30 protein-coding genes are annotated in these 24,840 nt (G+C 43.7%); 28 read left to right on the top strand and 2 right to left on the bottom strand.

Going from position 1 to position 24,840, the window contains the following annotated elements; genetic code table 11:
- Nucleotides 1-115 precede the first annotated feature (115 nt).
- Nucleotides 116-352, bottom strand: coding sequence for a helix-turn-helix domain-containing protein (locus NCY30_RS07410; RefSeq protein ID WP_005341369.1), 237 nt, complete (start codon nucleotides 350-352; stop codon nucleotides 116-118).
- 210 nt (nucleotides 353-562) lie between these two features.
- On the opposite strand from NCY30_RS07410, the gene NCY30_RS07405 reads away from it, so the two are divergent.
- From NCY30_RS07405 to NCY30_RS07280, 26 genes are all read left to right on the top strand, one after another.
- The gene (locus NCY30_RS07405; protein ID WP_215727210.1) at nucleotides 563-874 is read left to right on the top strand and encodes a hypothetical protein; all 312 of its coding nucleotides are present in this window, start codon (nucleotides 563-565) and stop codon (nucleotides 872-874) included.
- Between the two features lie 40 nt (nucleotides 875-914).
- Complete coding sequence (locus NCY30_RS07400) at nucleotides 915-1,247, top strand: DUF5720 family protein (RefSeq protein ID WP_005341391.1); 333 nt, start codon at nucleotides 915-917, stop codon at nucleotides 1,245-1,247.
- A gap of 187 nt (nucleotides 1,248-1,434) precedes the next feature.
- A complete protein-coding gene (locus NCY30_RS07395) occupies nucleotides 1,435-2,343 on the top strand; it encodes a ParM/StbA family protein (RefSeq protein WP_158526417.1) in 909 nt (302 codons plus the stop codon).
- Nucleotides 2,340-2,630, top strand: coding sequence for a plasmid segregation centromere-binding protein ParR (locus tag NCY30_RS07390; protein ID WP_110102373.1), 291 nt, complete (start codon nucleotides 2,340-2,342; stop codon nucleotides 2,628-2,630). The genes NCY30_RS07395 and NCY30_RS07390 overlap by 4 nt, the downstream gene beginning before the upstream one ends.
- A 154-nt stretch (nucleotides 2,631-2,784) precedes the next feature.
- Complete coding sequence (locus NCY30_RS07385; RefSeq protein WP_015513324.1) at nucleotides 2,785-3,375, top strand: hypothetical protein; 591 nt, start codon at nucleotides 2,785-2,787, stop codon at nucleotides 3,373-3,375.
- 70 nt (nucleotides 3,376-3,445) lie between these two features.
- Nucleotides 3,446-4,741, top strand: coding sequence for a DNA (cytosine-5-)-methyltransferase (gene dcm, locus NCY30_RS07380; RefSeq protein WP_110102375.1), 1,296 nt, complete (start codon nucleotides 3,446-3,448; stop codon nucleotides 4,739-4,741).
- Between the two features lie 2 nt (nucleotides 4,742-4,743).
- On the top strand, nucleotides 4,744-5,700 hold the full coding sequence (locus tag NCY30_RS07375) for an amidoligase family protein (protein WP_006426990.1): 957 nt from the start codon (nucleotides 4,744-4,746) through the stop codon (nucleotides 5,698-5,700).
- Between the two features lie 12 nt (nucleotides 5,701-5,712).
- Complete coding sequence (locus NCY30_RS07370) at nucleotides 5,713-6,195, top strand: gamma-glutamylcyclotransferase family protein (RefSeq protein ID WP_015513326.1); 483 nt, start codon at nucleotides 5,713-5,715, stop codon at nucleotides 6,193-6,195.
- A 74-nt stretch (nucleotides 6,196-6,269) separates the two neighbouring features.
- Nucleotides 6,270-10,634 carry a SpaA isopeptide-forming pilin-related protein gene (locus NCY30_RS07365; RefSeq protein WP_250818596.1) on the top strand — a complete coding sequence of 1,455 codons (4,365 nt, stop codon included), beginning with the start codon at nucleotides 6,270-6,272 and terminating at the stop codon, nucleotides 10,632-10,634.
- 88 nt (nucleotides 10,635-10,722) lie between these two features.
- Nucleotides 10,723-11,883 carry a methionine adenosyltransferase gene (gene metK / locus NCY30_RS07360; RefSeq protein WP_164979694.1) on the top strand — a complete coding sequence of 387 codons (1,161 nt, stop codon included), beginning with the start codon at nucleotides 10,723-10,725 and terminating at the stop codon, nucleotides 11,881-11,883.
- Nucleotides 11,883-12,860, top strand: a complete 978-nt coding sequence (locus tag NCY30_RS07355; RefSeq protein WP_110102380.1) for a DUF3991 and TOPRIM domain-containing protein — start codon at nucleotides 11,883-11,885, stop codon at nucleotides 12,858-12,860. The genes metK and NCY30_RS07355 overlap by 1 nt, the downstream gene beginning before the upstream one ends.
- A gap of 6 nt (nucleotides 12,861-12,866) precedes the next feature.
- The gene (locus tag NCY30_RS07350) at nucleotides 12,867-13,613 is read left to right on the top strand and encodes a hypothetical protein (RefSeq protein ID WP_110102382.1); all 747 of its coding nucleotides are present in this window, start codon (nucleotides 12,867-12,869) and stop codon (nucleotides 13,611-13,613) included.
- An 11-nt stretch (nucleotides 13,614-13,624) separates the two neighbouring features.
- On the top strand, nucleotides 13,625-14,218 hold the full coding sequence (locus NCY30_RS07345; RefSeq protein ID WP_110102472.1) for a hypothetical protein: 594 nt from the start codon (nucleotides 13,625-13,627) through the stop codon (nucleotides 14,216-14,218).
- Between the two features lie 20 nt (nucleotides 14,219-14,238).
- On the top strand, nucleotides 14,239-15,042 hold the full coding sequence (locus NCY30_RS07340; RefSeq protein ID WP_227280485.1) for a DNA-methyltransferase: 804 nt from the start codon (nucleotides 14,239-14,241) through the stop codon (nucleotides 15,040-15,042).
- An 81-nt stretch (nucleotides 15,043-15,123) separates the two neighbouring features.
- Entirely contained in the window at nucleotides 15,124-15,447 is a 324-nt protein-coding gene (locus NCY30_RS07335; RefSeq protein WP_015513330.1) for a DUF7768 domain-containing protein, read from the top strand.
- A 138-nt stretch (nucleotides 15,448-15,585) separates the two neighbouring features.
- Entirely contained in the window at nucleotides 15,586-15,762 is a 177-nt protein-coding gene (locus NCY30_RS07330) for a DUF3789 domain-containing protein (RefSeq protein WP_117550168.1), read from the top strand.
- A complete protein-coding gene (locus tag NCY30_RS07325) occupies nucleotides 15,741-16,049 on the top strand; it encodes a plasmid mobilization protein (RefSeq protein WP_015513332.1) in 309 nt (102 codons plus the stop codon). The genes NCY30_RS07330 and NCY30_RS07325 overlap by 22 nt, the downstream gene beginning before the upstream one ends.
- A 6-nt stretch (nucleotides 16,050-16,055) precedes the next feature.
- A complete protein-coding gene (locus NCY30_RS07320) occupies nucleotides 16,056-17,345 on the top strand; it encodes a relaxase/mobilization nuclease domain-containing protein (RefSeq protein ID WP_055281700.1) in 1,290 nt (429 codons plus the stop codon).
- Between the two features lie 2 nt (nucleotides 17,346-17,347).
- Complete coding sequence (locus tag NCY30_RS07315; protein WP_178687340.1) at nucleotides 17,348-18,154, top strand: PcfB family protein; 807 nt, start codon at nucleotides 17,348-17,350, stop codon at nucleotides 18,152-18,154.
- A 5-nt stretch (nucleotides 18,155-18,159) separates the two neighbouring features.
- Nucleotides 18,160-19,134: an ArdC family protein gene (locus NCY30_RS07310; RefSeq protein ID WP_044927355.1), complete on the top strand. Its 975-nt coding sequence runs from the start codon at nucleotides 18,160-18,162 to the stop codon at nucleotides 19,132-19,134.
- 49 nt (nucleotides 19,135-19,183) lie between these two features.
- Nucleotides 19,184-19,528, top strand: coding sequence for a hypothetical protein (locus NCY30_RS07305; protein WP_007884627.1), 345 nt, complete (start codon nucleotides 19,184-19,186; stop codon nucleotides 19,526-19,528).
- A gap of 16 nt (nucleotides 19,529-19,544) precedes the next feature.
- A complete protein-coding gene (locus NCY30_RS07300) occupies nucleotides 19,545-19,823 on the top strand; it encodes a DUF4314 domain-containing protein (RefSeq protein WP_024852684.1) in 279 nt (92 codons plus the stop codon).
- 254 nt (nucleotides 19,824-20,077) lie between these two features.
- Nucleotides 20,078-20,767, top strand: a complete 690-nt coding sequence (locus tag NCY30_RS07295; protein ID WP_330580466.1) for a type IV secretory system conjugative DNA transfer family protein — start codon at nucleotides 20,078-20,080, stop codon at nucleotides 20,765-20,767.
- Between the two features lie 72 nt (nucleotides 20,768-20,839).
- Nucleotides 20,840-22,720, top strand: a complete 1,881-nt coding sequence (locus tag NCY30_RS07290; protein ID WP_250818595.1) for a DUF4368 domain-containing protein — start codon at nucleotides 20,840-20,842, stop codon at nucleotides 22,718-22,720.
- 26 nt (nucleotides 22,721-22,746) lie between these two features.
- On the top strand, nucleotides 22,747-23,100 hold the full coding sequence (locus tag NCY30_RS07285; protein ID WP_117522867.1) for a TnpV protein: 354 nt from the start codon (nucleotides 22,747-22,749) through the stop codon (nucleotides 23,098-23,100).
- A 16-nt stretch (nucleotides 23,101-23,116) separates the two neighbouring features.
- A complete protein-coding gene (locus tag NCY30_RS07280; RefSeq protein WP_007860257.1) occupies nucleotides 23,117-23,416 on the top strand; it encodes a hypothetical protein in 300 nt (99 codons plus the stop codon).
- Nucleotides 23,417-23,443: 27 nt separating this feature from the next.
- On the opposite strand, the gene NCY30_RS07275 is transcribed toward NCY30_RS07280, so the two are convergent.
- Nucleotides 23,444-23,812: a helix-turn-helix transcriptional regulator gene (locus NCY30_RS07275; RefSeq protein ID WP_055214719.1), complete on the bottom strand. Its 369-nt coding sequence runs from the start codon at nucleotides 23,810-23,812 to the stop codon at nucleotides 23,444-23,446.
- 144 nt (nucleotides 23,813-23,956) lie between these two features.
- On the opposite strand from NCY30_RS07275, the gene NCY30_RS07270 reads away from it, so the two are divergent.
- Nucleotides 23,957-24,145: a helix-turn-helix domain-containing protein gene (locus tag NCY30_RS07270; protein ID WP_015536536.1), complete on the top strand. Its 189-nt coding sequence runs from the start codon at nucleotides 23,957-23,959 to the stop codon at nucleotides 24,143-24,145.
- Nucleotides 24,138-24,839 carry a response regulator transcription factor gene (locus tag NCY30_RS07265; RefSeq protein WP_117522866.1) on the top strand — a complete coding sequence of 234 codons (702 nt, stop codon included), beginning with the start codon at nucleotides 24,138-24,140 and terminating at the stop codon, nucleotides 24,837-24,839. Before NCY30_RS07270 ends, NCY30_RS07265 begins: the two co-directional genes overlap by 8 nt.
- The last annotated feature ends 1 nt before the right edge of the window (nucleotide 24,840 follow it).

Genomic DNA, 24,840 nt, shown 5'->3' with positions numbered 1-24,840 from the left:
GTCACTTTTATATTATTTGATAAGAAAAAAGAACTGGTTTATATCCGATAAGAATATAGACTGGTTCTTATTTTTAATATGCTATTATATACACAGGGAGTCGGGGAATGTCGAACTATAGCAAGCCGGAAAAGAAAGCATTGATATCGGTATGAAAGAGTTTTGCAAGTGCAACTAATTCAGATGCCTTAATGTTCATGCGATTTGTTTCCAGTTTGGCATAGGTACTTTTGGTGATGGAGATACCCATAAGATTTAATTTTGCAACTACTTGGTCTTGAGTCATATTGTTTTTATATCGAATTGCTTGGATATTTTTACCAATATCCATATCTGGTCTAATCTTTTGCATAATGATGAACTCCCCTTATAAAATAAAAAGTTTCGTAATACAGAAACATATATATTGATTCTAAAGAATTTAAATTTTATAATGTTTCGTAATAAGGAATTATTTTTAACAGGAAGAGGTAAAAGTATAATGGATGTGGAGATGGAAAAGAGAAAATTTTTAAATCTATGTGGCAAAAGAGATCGAGCATTATTGTCAGGTGAAAAAAGAATGACATTGGGGGATATGGAACGATTGACATATCTGACAGAATTTTTTGAACTGGAGAACTATGGAATCGCCTTATGGAAAGAATTTGGTGATGATGTAAAAGAGCCATTTGAAGCGATGATGAAAATGTTAGATGAGCCGGAGTGCATAGAAGATCGATGGCTTGATGACGAAGCAAAAGGGGAAAAGTGGTTGTTAGAATTTCAGGAACTGGCATTAACGGAAGAATACAGGGAATGGATTCGAAATTATATCGATAAAAAATATGAAGAAAGAGGATTACCATATCCGACAGGAGCAGACTTCGATTAAGAGGTCTGCTTTTTTCTGGTCTTTTGGGAGGTGATAAGAGGTGGAAGTAAGTATTTATGAACTCTTGGCGGCAGCAAGAGAATCGGCTAAATCTGATTATATAAAAGGGGACAGCATTTTGTGTGAGAAGAGATTTCATCCAGATACCCATTACATGGTAGAAATAGAACTGCTGAAAAATGATAACAAGCTGGGAAAAAAGGGCAATTATATACGGAAGTTTTTGACAGAACCGGAGTATCTTCCCATTTTACAAAAGCAGGAAAAACATCTCATAAAAATAAAAAGACAGGCAATTGTTCAAAAAGGAAACTTGCGATATATCCCTCCCCCGGACAGGCTGGACCGCCGCCGGGAGAGGGATCTTTTATAACCGGCTGGGAAGGAACAGTAGTGTTCCTCTGGCGATAGTGGTATAAAAAAGCCAGATTTTCCGCAGGTTTTGGGACGCTGGAACATAGAAAAGTGTTCACGAATGGCACTTTTGCAACGATCCGTTGCAGCAGTGACAACATTTTTGACCTTACGTTAAACAGAAAAAATGAAAGGATGTGATTGCGATAATCATAGGAATTGATCATGGCTATTATGCCATTAAAACAAGACAAGTGTCTTTCCCAAGTGGAATTATTGGGTATGATTACGAGCCGTATACCATGCAGAATGTTCTGCAATATCAAGGAAAGTATTATGTCTGCGGTACGGGAAGACAGACGCTGGTAAAAAATAAAACGTCAAATGATAATTATTATCTGCTGACGTTGGCAGCCATTGCAGAAGAAATCAAGCATCGGAAAGCGGAACGAAAGACAGAGGTAATTCTGGCTGTTGGACTTCCGCTTTCAAGTTTTGGAAGAGAGAAACAGGGATTCAGGGAGTATCTGTTGCGGAAAGAGCAGCCAGTGCGATTTTTATATGAAAGTGAGTTATATGAGATAACAATAAAAGATGTGAAACTGTTCCCACAGGGATACTCTGCGCTTGCTCTGCATCCAGAGTATCTGAAGAATGAACCGTCTGTTCTGCTTGTTGATATTGGTGGCTGGACCGTTGACCTTATGAGGCTGGACAATGCTGTTCCGAATGCAGCAACGTGCAGAAGTCTGGAACTTGGAGTAATCCGATGTATTGATGAGACAGCAGAACAAGTGCGTAGAAATACCGGACTGTCTGTGACAGAAACTCAAATTGAGCGTGTGCTTCGGGGAGAATCTTGCAGTATGGCAGAAGAGGCCAGACGGATCATACAGGAAAACGGACGGAAATATATAGAAAGAATACTGTCTGCGGTGACAGAATCCGGGTTTGATCTCCGGGCAGTACCCACCGTATTTATGGGGGGAGGCTCTGCAATTTTAAAACGCCACGTGACCACACAGGACGCGATTTGCCGCCCCGTTTTTATAGAGGACGTCCATGCCAACGCAACAGGGTATGAACGGATTGTACAGCAGATGTGGGCGAGATGACACGCCCTGTGTATTCGTTCCGCCCGAATCTGAAAAAACCAGAACACCAAAGGGCATGGGAGAAATTTCAAAGTGTTCCAGAAGGGCAGAAAAGCCAGTATCTGGTTCAGGCAATTCTGGAAAAAGAGGATCGAAAATGGCTGGAAGAAGTCATTCAAAAGACGATAAAAGAAAGTGTTCGAGAATTAGGAATATGTGGCACTACGGAACAATCGACAACGAACCCATCATCGGAAGAAATACCAGATCAGATGATGGATTTTCTATCTCAAATGGAAAATTTGTAAAGGGGGTGAGGCCTATGATTGCACGATACATACATTGTTGGATCTGCTAGGGGTAAGGCATAAAATGCATCGTTATCTTTGGTGGGTATTGTGAATAGCTTTCCATGCGGCTTTGGAGTATGTTGTGTGTAGCGAAAGAGAAAGGAGAAAGGTTATGGCAGAAATGAAAAATATCTGCGGAAAGATCCCGATGGACTTACATGAGAAAGTAAGAGAAGAGATTGAACTCACAGAAAGCAGCACACAAAAATTTTTACAACAGGTCATTGAAGAACATTTCAACAGACTGGAAGGAAAAGGAGAAATAAGCATGGGAGCAGTAAGAACAGTAGCAGTACAGGTATCAGAGGAATTATTCCAGAGATTAAAAGTAGTCATCGGAAAGAAACACATGAAACAGAAAGACTTCTTAATTCAGATTATAGAAGAAGCACTGGAAAAGGCAGAGGCCGAATGGCAAAGCAAAGATCAGCCTGAAGAATCCGAACAGACAATTGGAGAATTGGGAACAGAAGAAACACAACCGGAAGAAAGCACTGAGCCGGAAAGGGACAGCGAACCAGAAGAGGAAAGCGAACCAGATGGAGAGAGCGAACCGAAAGAGGAAAACGAACCAGAAGGGGAGAGTGAACCGAAAGAGGAAAACGAACCAGAAGGGGACAGCGAACCGGAAGAGGAAACTGAACCAGAAAGAGAAACTGATCTGGAAGAAGAAACCAAAACAGAAGAACCAACAGAATGGTAACCAATTGATACAGAATAACGAAGGGCGGTATGAGAAATCATGCCGCCTGTTTTTATCAGCAAAAAGGAGGTTGATAGCCGCAACCATTCAATTTTTTGATCTCTTTAGCGGAATCGGGGGATTCCGTGAAGGCTTAAGACGGGCAGGAAACTTTGTCTGTGTCGGACATTGCGAGGTGGATACTTATGCGGATAAGAACTACCGATTGCTGTTTGACACAGAAGGGGAGTGGTATTGTAGTGATGCAAGAACAATTGAACCAGAACGAATGCCAGATTTTGATTTACTCTGTGCAGGATTTCCTTGCCAGGCATTCTCTATCGCCGGAAAGCGAGAAGGATTTGCTGACGCAAGAGGAACTCTCTTTTTTGAAATTGCCCGGATTCTTGAAGCTAAAAGACCATCGTATTTTATCCTTGAAAATGTTCCCGGTTTGTTATCGCATGACAAAGGCCGGACGTTTTGCACCATCCTCAGTACGCTTTCTGAACTGGGGTATCATGTCGAATGGAAAGTGCTTAACAGCAAGGATTTCGGAGTCCCCCAAGCAAGAAAGCGGGTGTATATTGTCGGATATCTTGATTTCCGATGTGCCGGAAAAGTATTACCTGAACCAGAAACAAATGGAGCAGCTCTTGTTCAAATCCGGGCAGGAAGTCAGGGAAAAAGAGTCTACAGTCCAAAAGGATTAAGCTGTACCCTGACATCACAAGCCGGAGGAATGGGTGGAAAGACAGGATTATATGATGTGGGTGTTCCAATTAAAGAAAATACAAAGCTCGGCTACAAACTTGCAAGAGAGGGTGACAGCATCGATTTAGGCTATGCGAATCTCAACAGCAGGAGAGGAAGAGTCGGACATCAGATAGCACACACCCTGACTACAGGTATCCAACAGGGAACACTTCATTTTGTAGATTTGTCTCCGCCACCACTGGTAACTGAAGAATGCAGAAGCCTTAATACCCGACAATGTGGAATCCATAAATACAAAGGAGAATGTTCCGGCGTATTAAGTGAAGAAGGGGCAAGAGCAGTCCTTACACCAGCCAAAGAAAATGTCCGTCAGAACGGCAGACGCATGAAAGAACCAGAAGAACCGATGTTTACAATTACTGCAACCGATCGTCATGGCATCTTGTATCACGGAAGAATAAGAAGATTAGTTCCAAGGGAATGTCTGCGACTGCAGGGGTATTATGATTGGCAAATAAATAAAATCATAGACAGCACTTCTGATGCACAGCTTTATAAACAGGCTGGAAACGGAGTAACTGTCAATGTTATCGAGGCAATTGGCAGATTGTTACAAAAGGCAGACTCCGAACTCAACACACAGGAAGTGTCTGAGAAAGGAATCCATTAGGCATGATCGGTATAAAAGACCAATACTTTGGCACAGAAATCGAGATGACAGGAATTACCAGACAACGTGCTGCAGAAGTTGTTGCTGAAATGTTTGGAACAGAAGCATATTATGACGGCACTACTTATGGAGTCTGGTCAGTGATAGATTTGGAAGGAAAAAAGTGGAAATTTATGTCTGATGGGAGCATTTATACACAACGAAAAGTATACGGTCGAATTGTAGACGCAGGTGGAGAATATTCAACAGAAATGGTATCTCCGAAATTATCCTATGATGAAATGGGTAAGTTACAGGAAGTAGTACGATGTCTGCGACAGCATGGCGGTTTTGTAAATGAGTCCTGTGGTCAGCATGTTCATGTAGATGCATCGAATCATACACCGCAGAGTCTGAAAAATGCACTGACAATTATGTATGCAAAGGAAGATATTCTGTTCAAAGCACTGAAAGTGCAGGAGAGAAGAGCAAATAGTTATTGTCAGAGGGTGCGACCGGAGGTATTGGAGAAAATCCGAAAAATACCAAATAAATCAATCACAATGGACCGAGTAAGAAATGTCTGGTATGGAGGCAGGGATGGAAGTCATACCCATTATGATCATACCCGTTATTATGCTCTGAATCTTCATGCTGTGTTTTCAAAAGGAACTTTGGAATGGCGCTGTTTTGAAAGCACACTTCATGCAGGAAAGGTAAGAGCAAATATTACTCTGGCATTAGCCATTTCCGCACAGGCGATCAATCAGAGATCGACACAGATGAAAAAGACACTGATATCAGAAAATCCAGCATTTACATTTCGTACATTTTTATTGAGACTTGGGTTAATTGGAGACGAATATAAAAATGTCCGAAAACATTTGCTGGCAAATCTGGATGGTGATCTTGCGTGGAGATATGATAAAAGCACGTATGAGTGTTTGAAGAAAAATCAAAGGACAGAAGGAGTCAGATAGAGGTGAGAAAAAATGGAAGATAGATATTACTTCGCTTATGGCAGCAACATGAATCTGGAGCAGATGAAGTACAGGTGTCCGGCTGCGGAAGTTGTGGAAAATGTCCGGCTTGAAGATTATCGGCTGGCATTTCGAGGAAAGGCTCCGGGTAACGGAGTAGCAACGGTACTGCCGGAAAAGGGAAGCTGTGTCGAAGGAGTTTTATGGAAAATCACAGAAGCGTGTGAGAAGAGTCTGGATTTCTATGAAGGATTCCCAAGTTTTTATGGGAAAGAATCGATTCAGGTAAAAAATCAGGATGGAGTGGAGAAAGAGGTGTTTGTATATATGATGAACGCTCCGCACAAAGATGTTCCGGCAAGACCATCGAAGTTTTATCTGGATGGAATTCTGGAAGGATATAAGGATAACCAGATTCCAACAGATTCTGTCATGAAAGCGGTGAAGCGTACCAGACAGGAAGTGAAAAAAGAAAAAAATCGATATACAAGATAAAACGTACCGCAGAGGAAACATCTTCTGCGGTATTTAATTAAAAAAATCTATTTATAATTAGGAAGGAAAAGCACATGAAGGTTAGAAAATTAAAGACCAGAATAGCTGCTTTTGGACTGGCTGTCCTGATGGGCATCAGTACCTTGAGCAGTGTAAATGCGTTTGCGGTCGAACAGACAGGCTCGGAACAGCAGACGGAAGTACAGGCGGTAACAAGCCAGAAAGATACATCGGTTACAGCAGATGATATCACAAAAGCGGTTTCGGATGAAACATTTGCGGTGGAAACCTGTATGGAAGGAATCCATTATGATGCAGAAAAAGAAGATGTTACGCTTGTAAGTATCAAAGATGAGAATGGTGGAGAGTATCATTCTGACAAAGCAGGAACATATATTGCCACTTATATGGTCGTTCCAAAAGATAAGAGTGACAGCTATACCATCACCCGGAAAGTGACTCTGACGGATACAGAAGGTCAGGCACATTCTGAAGAAAATGGTGGAGAGAAACAGAAGTCAGATACAGAATCTGAAGATGATTCGGATTCGCCTGTGCAGAACTACACAGATGTAGAAATTGAAACATCCGAAGAAGATGCATCTGCACAGGCAGTCAAAGAACTGAAAGAGGACATCGAAGAGGGAAATGTGATGGTATTGTCTGCGGCTGAAAGAGCTACAAGCAGCGGTTCCACAGTTACATTGACAAAGGGGAGAACTATTTATTATCCAAGTTATATTGGAAATTATCTTACTTGCCTGTTTACAGTCAATGGGAAAATTGCATACTGCCTTCAGTCCCAGAAAGCATCCCCACCGAGTGGAAGTTATGTAGCACAGGTACTGGACAGCAATAAAAATCTACAGAAAGTCCTTTATTATGGTTATGGCGGGGCAGGAGATCTGACAGGAAGTTATCTGTCTGGAAAAACGGAAGATGAAAAGTATGTGTATACACACATTGCAGCCAGCTACGCTTATGCAGGAGAAGCCGGATTTACAGGGTGTAATTATAATGACCTTGTAAATGCAGGGGTTATCGCATATATCAATTATCTGTTTGGACAGGAAGAACCGCCAAAAGGTGAACTGAGCCTTTCAAGCACAAAGCTGAATGCAGTACGGGATGGAAACATCCAGAAAACACCAAATATCACACTGTCTGGAGATCACAGAAACTATGTGACATTGAGTGTACCGGAAAATGTGACAGCACATAATCTTTCCAAAGGAACAAGTGTTACAAATGGAAAAATCCAGATTTATGGTGGAGATACATTCTATCTGTCTGCGGATTTATTACTGACAGGCAGTTATGCTTCCGGCAACTTATATGGTTCTGTCGGAAAGACATGGAGAACACTGGTGCTGACAACCGGAAATTCCAAGCAGGATATCGGTGTATTTGAAAGTGAAACAGCAGCTCCGGTAAGTTTTAGTGTACAGTGGCTGAATATGACACGCATTGAACTTATGAAGAAAGATGTCAATACACAGAATCTACTGTCAGGAGCAGTTTATGGTATTTATACTGATAAGAAGTGTGAAAACCTGCTGATGACAATGTCAGCAACCGGAAGAGATGGAAAAGCAGTCAGCGATTATTTTGATTCTGCACTGAAAACTGTGTATGTAAAAGAGATCACTGCTCCGACAGGATATAAACTGAATACAGAAGTATATAAAGTAGATGTTGCAGCCGGAAAGACATTGAATGTAACAGCAACAGATGAGAGAGTCACCGGAAAAGTAAAAATCGCAAAGATCGATAAAGAAACACTTGCATTTAAAGCGCAGGGGGACAGTGCTCTTCGTGGTGCGGTGTATGGTCTTTATGCCAAAGAGGACATCGTGCATCAGGATGGCACAACAGGAGTTCTGTATAAACAGGACAGCCTGATTGCACAGGGAGTCATCGGAGATGACGGAACACTGGAATTTTCAGAATTATACCTTGGAGAAATGTATCTAAAAGAAATCACTCCACCGGAAGGATATACACTGGATACTACCAAATATGAGGTATCAGTAACTTATGAAGGTCAGGATGTTGCCGAAGTGACAAGAGACCTTACGGTAAAAGAGCAGGTAAAGAAACAGGCATTCCAGTTAATCAAAATCAGTGAAGATGGAGAGCAGACAGAAACGGACCTGGTTGCAGGAGCAAGATTTAAGGTATATCTGATCAGCGACCTGACACAGGTGAAAAATGGGAAACTGAAACCGTCCAATGGAGAAAGCTATACAGCAAGTGATTTCAAGAATTATGACTTCAGCAAAGAGCAGGTTGCAGTTACTTATGAGAATGGAACCGCCGTACCAGTACCGGAACTGATCACTGATACCAAAGGATATGCAGTCAGCCCGGAACTGCCGTATGGAAGTTATGTTGTAGTGGAAAGCACTACCCCGGAGAATCTGAAAACCATTGATCCATTTGTTGTAAATGTGGAAAATGACAGCAGAGAACCAATGCAGTGGAGAGTATTTGATGACCGTCCGTTTGAATTTTTGTTGAAAATCGTAAAGAAGGATGCACAGACTGGAAATACGGTTTTAAAGGCCGGAGCCTCTTATAAGATTTACGATGTGACAAATAAGAAATATGTGGAACAGGTTGTTCAGTATCCGAAGAAAGAAAAGATCAGTGTATTCAAAACAAATGAGGAAGGATATCTGATCACACCGCAGGAACTGAAGTGCGCTACCTATCGAATCGAAGAAGTAAAAGCACCGGAAGGATTTGTAAGACAGGGAAGCGAAGAGTCCCTGTATGATGGAACAACGATTATTTCACCATTAGAGCAGACTACAAAAGGAACATATAAAGAAAATCCACAGAATGGTATTGTAATTACAGTATCCTCAAACACTGCACATCAGATTGATCCGGATACAGGAGCTGCGATTGTAGAAGTAGAACAGAAAAATGACGAACAGGTAGGAAGCCTGCTCCTGACGAAAAAGGGAGAACAGCTTACCGAAGTAACCGGAGATTCTGTTCTGGCAAAAGTAAAAGCACTGGTTTCTAAAGTAAGAAATACCGTATCTGGTAAAGAAGAAACAGGTATTTATAAAGGCTTTAAATATGAAGAAACCGGAGTAGAAGGTGCTGAATTCGAAGTATATGCCAAAGATACCATCTATTCACCGGACGGAGCAAAGGACGAAGAAGGAAATCCAGTTGTTCGTTATGAGAAAGATGATCTGGTAGCCAAACTGACTACAGATGAAAATGGAACAGCAGTTATCAACAATCTGCCACTGGGAACGTATTATCTGAAAGAAGTTGTAGCAGGAGAGAATTTTGTCCTAAATACAGAACAGAAAGAATTTACCCTGACAGCAGAGGATGATACACAGGCAGTTGTTTATGAAGGCGTTACCTATAAAAATGAAAGACAGAAAGTTTTCGTATCAGTAGAAAAGAAAGATTCTGTCACAGGCGAAAAGCTGGAAGGTGTTATTTTTGGACTGTATGCTGCAGAAGATATTCTTTCTAATCAGGGAGAGGTTCTCGTAGAGAAAGATACCTTGCTGGAAAAGAAAGCAACGGATGCAAAGGGAACACTTACTTTCGACAGTGATCTTCCACATGGAAAATACTATGTCAAAGAGGAAGTCAGAAAAGCTGGATATCTTCCAAATGAGGAAGTATGGAATGTAGATGCAACTTACGAAAATCAGAATCTTGCAAAGATTGAACTGAACAAAGAAGTTGAGAATCAGCCGACAGAAACACGCATTACAAAAACAGATGCAACTACCGGAAATGAGCTGGAAGGAGCCAAACTGCAGGTCATTGATAAAGACGGAAATGTTGTGGAAGAATGGGTAAGCAGTAAGGAAGAACATGTCATTTACGGACTGCCGGAAGGAAGTTATACCTTACATGAGGAACTGGCTCCTTATGAAGATGGCTATGTGTCTGCCAGCGATGTGATGTTTGAAGTCAAAGAAGATGGCAGTGTGACAAAGGTTGAGATGAAAGATGAATATTCCAAAGTGGAAATTTCAAAAACAGACCTTACAACCGGAAAAGAACTGGAAGGGGCAAAGCTTCAGATTATCCGCAAAGACGGAACTGTTCTGGAAGAGTGGATTACAGATGGAAAACCACATTCCGTTGAAAAACTCCCAGTCAATGAAGAACTTACTCTGCGTGAGATCACAGCACCGGATGGTTACGAGATTGCGGAAGATGTCACATTTACATTGAAAGATACAATGGAAGTCCAGAAAGTAGAAATGAAAGATGCCAGAACACCGGAGAAAACAACAGAAAAAACAAATGCACCAAAAACAGGTGATAACCAGAAAATATGGGCGTTTGTTCTGCTTGCACTGGCATCTGCTGGAACAGCTACAGGAGTGACTGTATACCGCAGAAAGAAGTCAAAAATGACAGACAACAAAAAAGAAACAGAAGAAAAATAAAATAAAAATTACAGGATAAACCAATCTGACAGGGCAGGAGATGTGCATAAAGCAGCTTCTGCCCTGTCTGTATATAAGGAGAAGAATGATGAGACGTTTTTATACAGCAGAATCAGTAACAGAAGGACACCCAGACAAAGTATGCGATCAGATAGCAGATGCAATCTTAGATGAATGTCTGCGTTACGATCCATCTTCGAGAGTGGCGTGTGAAGTCCTTGCTACAAGAGGAAATGTGTTTGTAGCAGGAGAAATCACCAGCGGATATGAACCACCAGTGTTTGATGTGATCCGAAAAGTTTTAGAAGAGTGTGGGTATTGTACAGATGGGATAGAAATGGATACGTTTGTACACCAGCAGAGTCCAGATATTGCGAAAGCAGTGAGTGTGTCGAAAGAATTTCGGGATAATATTGGTGCAAAGATAAGAGACAGAAGCAGGGGAGCTGGAGATCAGGGTGTTATGGTCGGATATGCGTGCGATGAGACTCCGCAGCTTATGCCAATGCCGACTGTTCTGGCACACCGGATCACACGTGAACTTTCGGCTTGCAGAAGAAGCGGATATATCAAAGATATCTTTTCTGATGGAAAAGCACAGGTAACCGTAGAATATGAAGATGGAAAACCAGTGAGACTGGAAAGTGTTGTTGTTTCCTGCCAGCATGGTGCAGAAAAGAGCCTGAAGAAGTTAGATGCCGAGATTAGAGAGAAAGTGCTTCGCTCAGCACTCAGATTACTGCCGCCGGATGAGGATACGAAGATTCTGATTAATCCGTCAGGAAAATTTGTGTGTGGAGGGTTTGATGCAGATACCGGACTGACGGGGAGAAAGCTGATGGTGGATACTTATGGCAGTATGATTCCGCATGGCGGCGGTGCATTTTCGGGAAAGGACTGTTCGAAAGTAGACCGTTCGGCGGCTTATATGGCAAGGTATATCGCCAAAAATATAGTAGCTGCTGAGTTTGCAAGCAAGTGTCAGGTGTCTCTGGCTTATGCAATCGGAGTAGCAGAACCGGTTATGATTGAGGTAGATACCTTTGGTACAGGAAAAGTGTGTGCAGATGATTGTCTGGCGGCAGCAATCCCACTGGTGTTTGGAGTGACACCCGTTCAGATCATGGAATCCCTTCGATTGAATCGTCCGATTTTCCGGCAGACGGCAGTTTTTGGTCATTTTGGAAGAAAGGAGTTTCCTTGGGAGCGGACAGATAAGGTACTGGCTCTTCAGGATACGATTCTGTAATGCCTTGGGTAACAGAAGAAGAGATTCAGGCAGCAAAAAATATGACTGCGTATGAGTATTTGCGAACACATCAGGCACAGAGACTGCAAAAGACAAGAACCAGAAATGAATGGCAGTTGACGGACCATGACAGTTTTAAAATCAATGAATTGTCGAGTAAATGGCATTGGAAATCCAGAGATATCGGGGGAGTGTCTGCACTGCGGTTCCTGATTGAAGTGGATGGAATGAAATTTACAGATGCTGTAAAACTGCTGTGCGAAGAGAGTCCGTCTTTTATTCCGACACAGTCTGCCGAAAAGGAAAAACCACTATTTAAACTGCCGGAGAGATATTGTAATTGCAGACGAATCAGGGCTTATTTAAACCACAGAGGAATCAGCGATGAAGTGATCACATATTGTATTTCACATGAAATCCTTTATGAAAGTGTCCCGTACCATAACGCAGTTTTTGTTGGGAAAGATGAATCCAGAAAAGCAAGATATGCATTCCTGCGAGGAATCTATGAAAAAAACGGGAAGGGATTCAAGATGGAGCAGACCGGGAGTGAAAAAAAGTACAGCTTTTGCATTCCACCTGAAAGAGAAACAAAGCGAGTTGCCGTATATGAAGCGTGTATTGATGCATTGGCACACATGACACTGGAAGAAGGAAAGAGGGATAAATATCGTCTTTCCCTTGGGGGAATCGCTGCTCCGAAAGAAAACGCACTGATACAGAGTGAACGTTTTAAAAAGCCGCCGGACGCACTGGAAGAGTTTCTGAAGAACCATCCGGAAATCAAAGAAATTGAAATATGCACCGATAATGACTTTGCCGGGAGATGGGCGAAAGAACAGATGAAAAAACATTACGAGGGAACGTATCAGATTATCTGCAATCTGCCGGAAAAAGAAGGGGAAGATTATGCAGACCTTGCGAAAGAAAAAAAGCAGGCAAATAAATGCAGGGACAGACCATTGGAAAGAAGGTGATAGAGAATGGAAGAAAAAGGAACGATGCACGTACATCTGTTGACGGAGCTGACTGGAAATCTTTATTCAGAAGAATCCGAATGGGAAGAAGATTGGTCGGAGAGTGATGAATATGGAATGCCGTTAGATGGAACAGAACTTGCCGATTATGAAGAAGTCATCCGAGAAGAACTGGAACGTTATGGGGAAGATGATCTCATGCAGTATTTTGATGGAAGTGAGTCCATTCAGGGAAAGATACAAAGTGCAGTTGTTACGATAGAAAACAAAGACGGAATCCTGTACGGCTGTACCAAACTGGAATTAAATGAATTTTTAAGTCAGGAAGAGCTACAGGAATTCACCGAATACATTACAGGACAGTACAGTGACGGTTGGGGTGAAGGATTTGAGCAGAGGGATATAAAGGTGGATGGTGGAACGCTGAATGTGCATTTTTGGCATCCAGATATGGAACAGCCGAAAATGTATGAAAAGAAAACAGAGCAGATTCCGACAAAGCCTGAGAAACAACGTCCCAAGTTACAGTTCCTTGGACATGATGGGAATATTTTTTCCATTATGGGCGATGCCTCAACTCTTTTGAAAAAGAATAAACAGACAGCAGAAGCAAAAGAAATGTGTAAAAGGGTATTGGAAAGTGGGGACTATTACAAAGCACTTTTGATTATCAGCGAATATGTGGAAACTGAGTTGAGTCCACCACCAAAAGAAAATAGGAAGGCAAAGAAGAAACAGCAGCCGGAACGGTGAAAGGAGAGAACGTGAGTAAGTATAAGATTACAGAGATTGAACATCCGAAATATCCATGGCTCCATCGAATACAGGCGGTGTCAGATGTGAATGAGAAAGTACCAAAAGGAACACTGGGCGGTTTTATAGAGAATGAAAACAATCTGTCACAGGAAGGGACTTGCTGGATTTATGATGATGCAATCTGTTGTGAAAACGGTGAGGTAAAGGAAGAGGCTGCACTTTATGATGGCAGTCTGGTCAGAGGTTATGCTGTTGTTACCGGAGATACTACTTTTTATGACAGAGCAGTTGCGAAGAGAGACTGTTATATCTGTGGCGGTGAGATAAAGGAAAATGCGGTAATCAGTGGAAAAGCATTTATTGATACGGTAGGAGTAAATGCACCTGTTATCGGTGGAGAAAGCCATGTGTATGGAGAAGTAAGAGGAAATATCTATATCAAAGGGGATATTTTCCCTTGGGATATATTTAATAACCACACAAAAGATATGTTCTTATATGAAAATGGAAAGTGGAGTGCTTTTTCTGTTCCTGAGAAACTGAAACCGCCACAGTCCTACCAGAAAAGACAAACAAAGAAGAAAAATCAGCCGGAACGCTGAGAAAAGAAAGGATGATGCCTATGACAAATGGCCTGAGTTTGGAAGAACTTATGAAAGAGGGAACATACCCAGAGGAATATGCTGAAGGGGAAAACTGGAAAATATTACATGGAGATACATTAAAACTGGTCAAAGCATTCCAGCCGGGAATCTTTGATGCAGTCATTACCGATCCACCGTATGCGTCCGGTGGAACAAAGCAGAATGAAAGAAATCGTACTACAAACCAGAAATACAGCAGTATGAGTGCTGCAAATGCACTTCCGGATTTTGATGGGGACAATAAAGATCAGAGATCATGGACACACTGGATGGCTGAGTGGCTTTACGATGTGCGGAAAGCCTGCAAGAAAGGAGCTCCGATCTGTCTGTTCATTGACTGGCGTCAGTATCCATCAATTACCGATGCATTGCAGTGGGCAGGATGGATTTGGCGAGGAACAGCGGTGTGGGATAAGGGAAACTCCCGTCCACAGAAAGGCCGTTTCCGCCAGCAGGCTGAATACATTGTGTGGGGCAGTAATGGACCGATGCCAATCAACCGTCCGGTATCTTGTCTGCCGGGAGTCTTCCGATATGGAAATCCGCAGAACCGGATTCATGTGACAGAGAAGCCGTTGCAGCTTATGAAAGATGTCATCCAGATTTGCGAACCGGGAGGTCTGATCCTGGACCCGTTTGCCGGAGCAGGAACGACTGTCCTTGCAGCGGTTATGACAGGCTATCGTGCAGTAGGAATTGAGGTAACAGATGCCTACTACAAACTGGGAAGTGACAGAGTGAGAATTGCATTAGAAGCAGAGCAGAAAGAGGATGAAAAGTAGCCGGGATGTCCAATTGGACATCTTGTTTTTTATAGAGAAAATACTTGGCATCCAACTGGATGCAGGAAGGAGATGGAGCGTATGGAACAGGCGCTGGCTTATGTGTGCTGTTCAGCAGAAGAAAGTCGGGTAAAAGTGCAGAAATATTGCAGAAAAATCTATGAACTTGGGTATGTACCAATCTGTCCGAGATTTGTATTCTCACCATTTTTGGAAGAATCCGATGCAGAAGATATGCAGGGATATGGAAGAATGTCCCATATCCTTTTGCGGAGATGCCGGATGGTAGTCGTATGTGGGAAAGAAGTGACAGGAACAATGAATACCGAAATCAGTATGGCAGACAGACTCCATATCATTTGTACGACACTTGATGGACTGGTACAGATAAAAGAATCAAAATAAATCGGAATCGAGTTAATCCGGTACTACAGAAACTGGTGGTACTCGTTTTGCAAGCATAGCGTTTGGATATCCAAACGCACTTTGGGGAGAACCCCAATCCCTCGGACACAGACGGAAATGGAAAGGAAGGATCAAGTCATGTTAAGAAACGGAGTAATGATTGTAATCGCATTGATGAGCGGAGGATTTATAGGAGTGGTAGTAACCTGTTGTATGGTTACGGCGAAAAAATCCGATGAGGAACTTGGCGGTATGATGAAAGAGGAAGAGAAAAAAGAAGGGACGGTGATGCAATGCGAAAACGAAACCATGTGATCCCTGTACGGCTTAACGCAAGGGAAGTCAGGGAACTGAATGAGCAGGTCGAAAGAAGCGGTCTGAGCAGGGAAGAGTTTATGCGTTCGTTGATTTTGGGAGCGCAGGTACATGCCAAACCCTGCGAGCATCACCCCGAATTGCTCCGAAAAATTGCAGGCTTATGCAACAATGCCAATCAGCTTGCCCATGTTGCCAATGCTTCTGGAATGGCAAGTGAGCAGAGCATTCAGGAAATGCTGCGTCTTACCAAAGAAACATGGCATCTGGTAAAGGAAGAGTGGTAATGCCGGATGGCTTATACAAGTGTTATCCCCGTCCACCGCCTGGACCGTTCTATCGAATATGTAAAAGATAAAGAAAAAACCACACAGAAAGCGGACTCTCTGGAGGCTGCCATCGATTATGCAATGAATCGGACCAAGACAGAACAGGCGGTTTTTGAAGATACCATCGGATGTACCAATGAAAATGCGTATGAAGATATGGTGGCAACGAAAAGGAGATTCCATAAGATGGGCGGTGTAGAAGGATATCATCTGGTACAGAGTTTTGCAGAAGGTGAAGTGACACCGGAACTGGCACATCTCATCGGGCAGGAACTGGCAGACCGGCTCTTAAAAGGACAATTTGAAGTAGTCATAACGACACATCTTAATACCAGACACTATCATAATCATATTGTCTGGAATTCTGTAAGCATGGTGGATGGACATAAGTACCATAGTAATGCCAAGAGTTATTATACGGAGATCCGCAAGATTTCCGATGACCTGTGCAGAAAATATGGTCTGTCTATCATTGAATCCAATCAGAAAAAATCAATCCCTTATGTACAGTGGAAAGCAGAACAGGAAGGAAAGCCGACATGGAGAACGGCGATCCGTTTGGATATCAGGGAATCGGTACAGGAAAGCTACTCCTGGTCACAATTCCTAAAAGAGATGGAAAAGCGGGGATATACATGGAAACTGAACCGGAAATACATCTCTTTAAAAGCTCCGGGAATGGAACGGTATATCCGTCTGCGTTCTCTTGGAAAAAACTATTCCGAAGAGGAAATACGTGGGCAGATACTACAGCCCAAGGTGAAACGAGTCTATCAAAAGGCAGTACAGATTCATCCCAAAAAGAAACTGACCGGGATTCAGGCACTGTATTATTCCTATTTATATCAAATGGGGGTACTGCCAAAAAGACCGAAAAGGAGTCCATACGCTGTCAGAGAGGATATCCGGAAACTGGACCGCAGGATTGAACAGATTGAATTTCTAATGAAACATGACATCATAACCAGAGAGCAGCTTGCCGCATACCGAGAGCCATTGCAAAAGCAGATTGCGGAACTTATGAAAGAACGCAGAAGATTGTATCGGAATGGGGGCAGGGAGACTGGGGAAGAACGATTGTCCGAAATCAATGAGGAATTGAAGCGACTCCGTAAGGAAGTTCGTATGACCGTTCAGATTGAGAAACATTCCTTGGAAATCGAAGCGAAACTTCAGAAAGCAGAAGAACAGAGCCAGAATGAAAAACGTGTGGAAGATAAAGAAAGAATGCAGAAGAGTCAGGAGGTGAGATAAGTATGAATTATGGAGCAGAACCGGCTGATCAGGTGGTGCGGTACAGTCTGGAAGGAATGGAATACTCTTTGAAGATTACCGGAAATGTGGCAAAGCACGTGGCAATCTTTATTGCGGCCGCATTAAAGGATCAGAAAAAGACAAGAGGGAAAACAAGGCTTACCAGAATGTTAAAGGAACAGCGCCCGATGAAATTTTTTACCGTTCCGGGTGACCGTTTAAAAGAATTTGCAAAAGAAGCCAAGGCGAGAGGTATCTTATATGTAGTCATCAAAGATAAGGTGAATCCGGACCAGACAGAGGTCATGGTATTTGCAGATGATGCCGCGAAGATGAACCGGGTATTAGACCGGATGAATCTGGATTTTGTAAAAGCAGAATCAGGTTCTATGGTTACAGAAGCAGTGGAAAAAGAGACTGCACCGGAAAAGACAGAAAACCAGATGGAAAAAGAATCAAGGGAGAATGTACGGACAGAGACCGTTGTCCTGCCGGAAGGCAAGATAGAATTTGAACTGGACGATGCGGAAGAAATGTTCCAGATCGGGGATGAGGCTTTCCCGGAAGGAAATTTTACACAGGCGCAGGAGGGGGAAGAAAAGAATCCATCCGAACCTTTCTCGCGCAACAGAAATACTTCTTCCGATCGGGAAATTAGCTGGAAAGAAAAGAATGAAAAACCATCTGTGCGGAAAGAACTCGGAGATATCCGCAAGGAACAGGAAGAGAAACGTAAGAGGCCGGACAGACGGAAAAATGCCAGAGAGAGCCGGAAGAAACGTAAGAATATGAAAACGAAAGGCAGGTAATGTATATGGATTTAACAGATATGATTTCAGGGGGAACGGAAGAACAGCAGGTTCCTGAACAGAAATTGACGAAAGAAGAATATGCAGCCAAAAAACAGCAGGAAAGAGAAGAGGTATGGGCTGAAGTAGATTCACAGGCACAGGGAGTTTTTCAGGATGGAGAAAAACTGAAAGGCTTTCTGGACTTTATGGCAGAGTGTAATACCCAGAGAACACCGAATCTGCTTTTGATTTACGGACAGCATCCAGATTTTAAGGTGGTAAGGTCTTATGAACGCTGGAGAGAAGAACACCGTTCGGTCAAAGTCGGGGAACATGGCATTACTTATATGATTTCCACTGAATACGAAAAAGACGGAGAAATGCGGAGAGGGTATACGATTGGAAAAGGATTTGACATCAGTCAGATGTCTGGAAAGCCATTGGAAGAACGCCCTCAGCGAAGTCTGACAGAACTGATAGGAACTGTCTTAAAAGACCAGTCGGTACGTGTGCAGATTGAGGATGATCTGCCAGACAAAGTGCAGGCCCAGTACAATCCGAGATACCGTACCATTTATATCCGCAACGGAATGAGTGAAGTAACGACATTCCATGCACTGAACAGAGAACTGGCGTGTGCAGCACTGGACCAGCATACCGGAACCTACAGCCGACAGAAAGTCAGTGCACAGGCTTATTGTGCAGCCTATGTGATTGCGAAACGTTATGGTGTGGATGTTACCGGATTCAATCTGGAGTATATTGCACAGAGAAATGAATGTGGAAAGAAAGATCCACAGGAACTGAGAGACTTTTTAAATGATGTCCGTCAGGCTTCCTATAGTATCCGAAACCATATCGAACGGAATTTTGGTGCAAAGGAACAGGAGTATGTAACCGATGAGTTCGCAATCGGAGACCCTGTAAAAACACCGGAAACCAAGGATGAAAAAGCATCTGGAAAAGAGAAAAAAGCAAAGAACCAGCCGGAACGATAAAAGTGAAAAAGTTGGACGGTTGGAGTAGCTATTACGGAGGTCTTGTGATATGGTTGGTGTAACAAAAAAGGAGGTCAGCCAGATGACAAAATACTATTTGAAGATGGATAACATTATGAAAAATATGTTCGTGGTGGCACTGAATGATGAGCTACAGGCGCAGAGTGAGCAGGATGAATGTTTGGAAGAAACGAAAGCTCTTCTGAAAAAAGTAAGTGAATACGACCTCGCTCAGAAACGACTGCAGATTACAGCCGGGGAACAAAGGCAGATCCGTAAGGCACTGAACAGACTCAGAAGTAAATATCTTGCAGCCGGAAGATACAGTGATGGAATAGATAAAGTTATTATTCAGGTTGCAAAACCGAATACTAGCAGACACATGTTCTGGTAGAGAAAGGAGTGGTTGATTGGTCATTTATTCAAGAGAAAAAGTGGCAAGACTTAGAGAACAGTATCCGGCAGGAACAAGAATCTGTCTGAATTCGATGGATGGAGAAGCGGGTATGCCGCAGGGACTGGAAGGAACTGTGCAGTATGTGGATGATGCAGGCCAGCTTGGTGTTAAGTGGGACAACGGCAGAAGTCTCTCACTGATACCGGGAGTGGATTCCTTTCATAAGAAAGAAGGACAGGGACATCCAGAAGAAAAGCCACGCAAGAAAAGAGAATCTGACTTGCAGAGATAAGTACAAAAAAGCAGGACTGGGTTCTGTATCTTGTCTTTCTGCCATTTGTCTGGTGGGCGGCAGCGATTACCGCTTGTGCCATTACACCGGATAAGAATTTTATTCAAATCTTAGAAACGCTGAGCGAAAAACTCGAACAGCCGTTTTTTATCACGTATACACCGTATACGTTCAAATGTATTCTGATATTCACAGCAGCCTATTTCTTAGGCATTGGTATTTATGAATCCCAAAAAAGAAATTATAGAAGAGGCGTGGAACATGGTTCCGCAAAATGGGGCAACGTGTCCGAAATCTGCAGACGTTACTGCGAAAAGCAGTACACGAATAATCTGCTTCTGACACAGCATTTCCGCATGGGACTGGATGGATATAAGCATAAACGAAATTTAAATGTGCTGGTAGTCGGAGGTTCCGGGGCAGGAAAGAGCCGGACCTATGCGATTCCGAACATCATGCAGTGCAACTGCTCGATGGTGATCACAGATCCGAAAGCGGAACTTCTGCGCAAAACAGGAGGTGTTCTGGAACGGAATGGATATGAAGTCCGGGTTTTTGATTTGATCAATCCGGAGACTTCCTGGTGTTATAATCCGTTTGCGTATGTCCGGGATGACAAGGATGTGCTGAAACTAATTAACAACCTGATCCGCAACACGACACCGAAAGGTGCACAAAGCTCGGACCCGTTCTGGGAAAAGTCAGAGACTGCACTTTTACAGGCACTTATGCTGTATTTACTGCATGAAGCTCCACCGGAAGAACAGAACTTCCCGATGATCATGGAAATGCTTGGAAGCGCACAGGTCAAAGAAGATGATGAGGATTACCAGTCACCATTGGACATTTTGTTTGAAAGACTGGAAATGCGGGACCCAGAGAGTATTGCGGTCAAGCAGTATGCCATTTATAAGCAGGCGGCCGGTGATATATGCTCTAAGTGACTTCTTAATCATGATTTTGTCGTGGTTAGTGAAGCAATCACTTAGAGCATTTTTATTTCAGGAGGTACAGCCATGAGAAATGAAAAAATTACCCCACTGTACGAGCGCCTGAGCCGGGATGATGAGTTACAGGGCGAGAGCAACTCCATATCCAACCAAAAGCAAATGTTAGAGGATTTTGCCCGCCGGAATGGACTGCCAAACCCTACGCACTTTACCGATGATGGTATCTCAGGCACCCGTTTTGACCGCCCCGGATTTTTGGCGATGATGGAGGAAGTGGAGGCAGGGCGTGTAGAGGCAATCGTCATCAAGGACATGAGCCGGTTGGGGCGCGACTATCTAAAGGTCGGTCAGGTCATGGAGGTTTTGCGGCAGCGAGGCGTTCGTCTGATTGCCATCAACGACGGTGTGGACAGTCTGAAAGGCGATGACGATTTTACCCCGTTCCGCAACATCATGAATGAATTTTACGCCCGTGATACCAGCCGGAAAATTCGCTCTGTGTTTAAGTCAAAAGGCATGAGCGGCAAGCACCTGACCGGCACTGTGATTTACGGCTACTTATGGGACGAAAAACGGGAGCATTGGCTGGTAGATGAGGAAGCTGCCGAAGTGGTGCGCCGTATCTTCGCCCTCACGCTGGAGGGATATGGGCCTTATCAGATCGCCTGCAAATTATCCGCAGACCGGATTGAAATTCCTGTCGTACACCTTGCCTGCTTCAACGAGGGTGTGAACCGTTCAAAGCCGGTCAAAGACCCCTATGGATGGGGGTCATCTACCATCGTGAACATTTTGAAAAAACGAGAGTATTTGGGGCACACCATCAATTTCAAGACCCGCAAGCACTTTAAGGACAAGAAAAGCCACTATGTTTCTGAGGACGAGTGGACGATCTTTGAGAATACCCATGAAGCCATTATCGACCAGCAGACCTTTGATCTGGTGCAGAAAATCCGCAGCAATGTACGGCGTTATCCAAACGGCTGGGGCGAAGCAGCTCCCCTCACAGGCTTGCTCTATTGTGCAGATTGTGGCGGCAAGATGTATGTCCACCGCACCAACAATGGCAGGCGGATTTCTCAATATACCTGTTCCAATTATACCAAAGTTCCGTGTGGGACACTATGCCCTACACAACACCGTATCAATGAGAGTGCTGTTCTGACATTGGTTTCTGACACGCTCCGGGCTATCGCTGAATATTCCAGAAATGACCGGACGGAATTTATTCACACCGTTCAGGAAACGCAGGTTGCTCAACAGAGTGCCGATATATCGAAAAAGCGCAGGCGTCTGGCCGCTGCTCAAAAGAGAGCCGGAGAACTGGAAAAACTGATTTGCAAAATCTATGAGGACAATGCCCTCGGCAAGCTGCCGGATGCACGATATAGGGCGCTTGATGCACAGTATGCCAAAGAGCAGGACGCACTTGAGGTTGAAATTGCAGAGCTGGAAAAGGATGTTACCGGCTATGAGCAGAGCCAGAAATCAGCGGAGAAATTTATAGCCCTGATTGATAAGTACGAGAATTTTGACACGCTGACAAACACCATGCTCAACGAGTTTGTAGAGAAAATCCTTGTCCACGAACGCGTCCGAAAAGGCAGTCAGGACACCACGCAGGAAATTGAAATCTACTTCAATTTTTTAGGACGCTATATCCCACCATCCTTGCAACCGGTTCCTTTAACCCCGGAGGAACAGGAAGAACTGCGGAAAAAAGAAGAACGCAAGGACAGGCTTCATCAGAACTATTTGAAGCGGAAAGCCAGCGGCGCACAAAAACGGTATGAGGACAAAATCAAGGCGAAGAAAAAAGCGGAAATGGACGCTAAGAAAGCCTTGATCCGGGCTGAGGATATGAAAAAAGGTGTTTTTTCTACTGTCGGACAGCTACCGAAAGAAGAACCGCGCAAAGGCAGCATAGCAGCCAACGCAGCAGTCTAATCATCATGGAGCAAAGGAGAATGAATATGAGTAAGTTGACTTACATTCGTTGTGGAGATTATGATATACCCAACCTAAAACTTTCTGTGCAGCCGGAAACTTCTATCGGCAAGTACGGCAGGATGCGAAAATCCTACCTGAAGGAACATCGTCCTATTCTCTACAACCAACTGCTGATGAGCGAGAAGCTGTATCCGCACCTGATAGAGATTGACCGGACAACGCAGGAGCGTATGGACACCATGTTACCTCACATGATGGAGGCTGCGGGTGTCACTGAGGAACTAAAAGCCTGTGACCCTATGCGTTGGGTGGGGCTGATGAACACATTAACGGCACAGATTGAGGAAATTTTAATCAGGGAACTGATTTGCAGCTGAATGGGAGGTGCGGGAAATGCTGACCTTTGAAAAGGTTTTGAAAGTGTTTCAGGCATATCTGGATGATGACCCTTTGTATGAGGTGGTTCAGACCAGCCACGGTTATACATTGATGGCATGGGAACCCCACCGGAATGACTGGTACAGCGCAGAAATACAGAAAACTCCGGAGGATTTACGGAACGCTTTGTTGGGTACATACGCCAACTTTCTGGAAGATAAGATTACCGGAAATGACCGCGAGCTGACTGTGACAGAAACCGGAGAAATCCAGCAGAGGTGCCGGGAACTTTGGGAAAAGTGCCGGGAAACTTGATATAGAAATGCCAGAAGGAGGCCGCGATTATGCGTCCTCCTTCTGCTTCGCAGTCTGTTCCATTTTGAGCGCCCCGTCTATGGCACCTTCGATAATCGGCAGGTATTCTTCAGGGCAGAGTTTCAGCTTGTGGCTGACCCGTTGCCGCTGTGCGCTTTCTTCCCGCATGATCTCCGGGTTAAAATACCGTTCCACGGGAAGTCCGCAGACCTTAATCAACTGGATCATCACAGGCAGGCTCGGAATCGCACCTTGATTCTCAATGTTGGCAAGGTACCGCCATTCAATCCCAACCATTTCTGCCAATGTTTTTCGTGCCAGGCGCTTTGCCTCTCGTGCGGCTTTGACATCTGCACCGAAGGTTTCAAAACCGGGACAATCTTCAACTTTCGCCATATAACATCACCCGGTTACATTGTATAATTCATACTTTGCCCGTGGAATGTTTCTATATGCAGGTTAGTTGAAGTTTATAATTCATATTCCGTTTCTTGCATTGTTCGAAAAAGAGAACTATAATGTACTCTGTGGAGGTGCGAAATGGACTATATGACATTGAAAGAGGCCGCCGAAAAGTGGGGCGTGACACCTCGTAGGGTAAATTATTATTGCGCCGGTGGGCGTATCCCCGGCGCTGTGAAAATGGCCGGTGTTTGGCTACTCCCTAAAACTGCGGAGAAGCCGCTTGATGGCCGGACAAAACAAGGGAGGTTGCTGAAACATGAATAGCGTTTTGATTATAGACGATGACAAGGAACTTTGTGCCTTGATGAAAAAATGTGTGGAACAAGAAAATTTATCTGCGGTAGTAGCACATGGCGGCTTAGAGGGTCTGAGGCTACTGGAAAAAAACAAGGATACCTGTTCACTAATTATTCTGGATGTGATGATGCCAGATATGAACGGGTTTCAAGTATTGCAGAAAATCCGAGAGAAAAACAATGTGCCGGTGCTGATGCTGACCGCCAAAAGCGACGAAGAAGATAAGGTTTCTGGTCTGCGGCTGGGGGCGGACGATTATCTGACAAAGCCGTTTGGAATTAGCGAACTGATGGCTCGTGTCAATTCTCTAATCCGGCGCTATACCACCTTAAACCCTGTGACTGGAAACGAAGCCGCCACCATGCTTCTGAAAGATATGGTAATTGATAAAATCAACCGAACCGTAACGGTTCAGAATCTCCCGGTAGACTTGACCGGCAAGGAGTTTGACTTGCTTCTATTTCTGGCGTCCAACAAGGGACGGGTCTTTACTAAAAAGCAACTTTATATGCAGGTGTGGACAGAAGAATATGATTTTGACGACAATAACCTCATGGCATTTATCAGCAAACTGCGAAAAAAAATCGAGCCAAATCCAGAGCAACCTTTTTATATCCAGACTGTCCGCGGTGTAGGGTATCGCTTTAACAAGGAGGCATGAG

The organism is Dorea sp. MB18-49 (genome assembly GCF_023669465.1).
GTDB lineage: Bacteria > Bacillota > Clostridia > Lachnospirales > Lachnospiraceae > Dorea_A > Dorea_A longicatena.
Note: the sequence above shows the minus strand (reverse complement) of the source record. Positions and strands in the feature narration are given on the sequence as shown.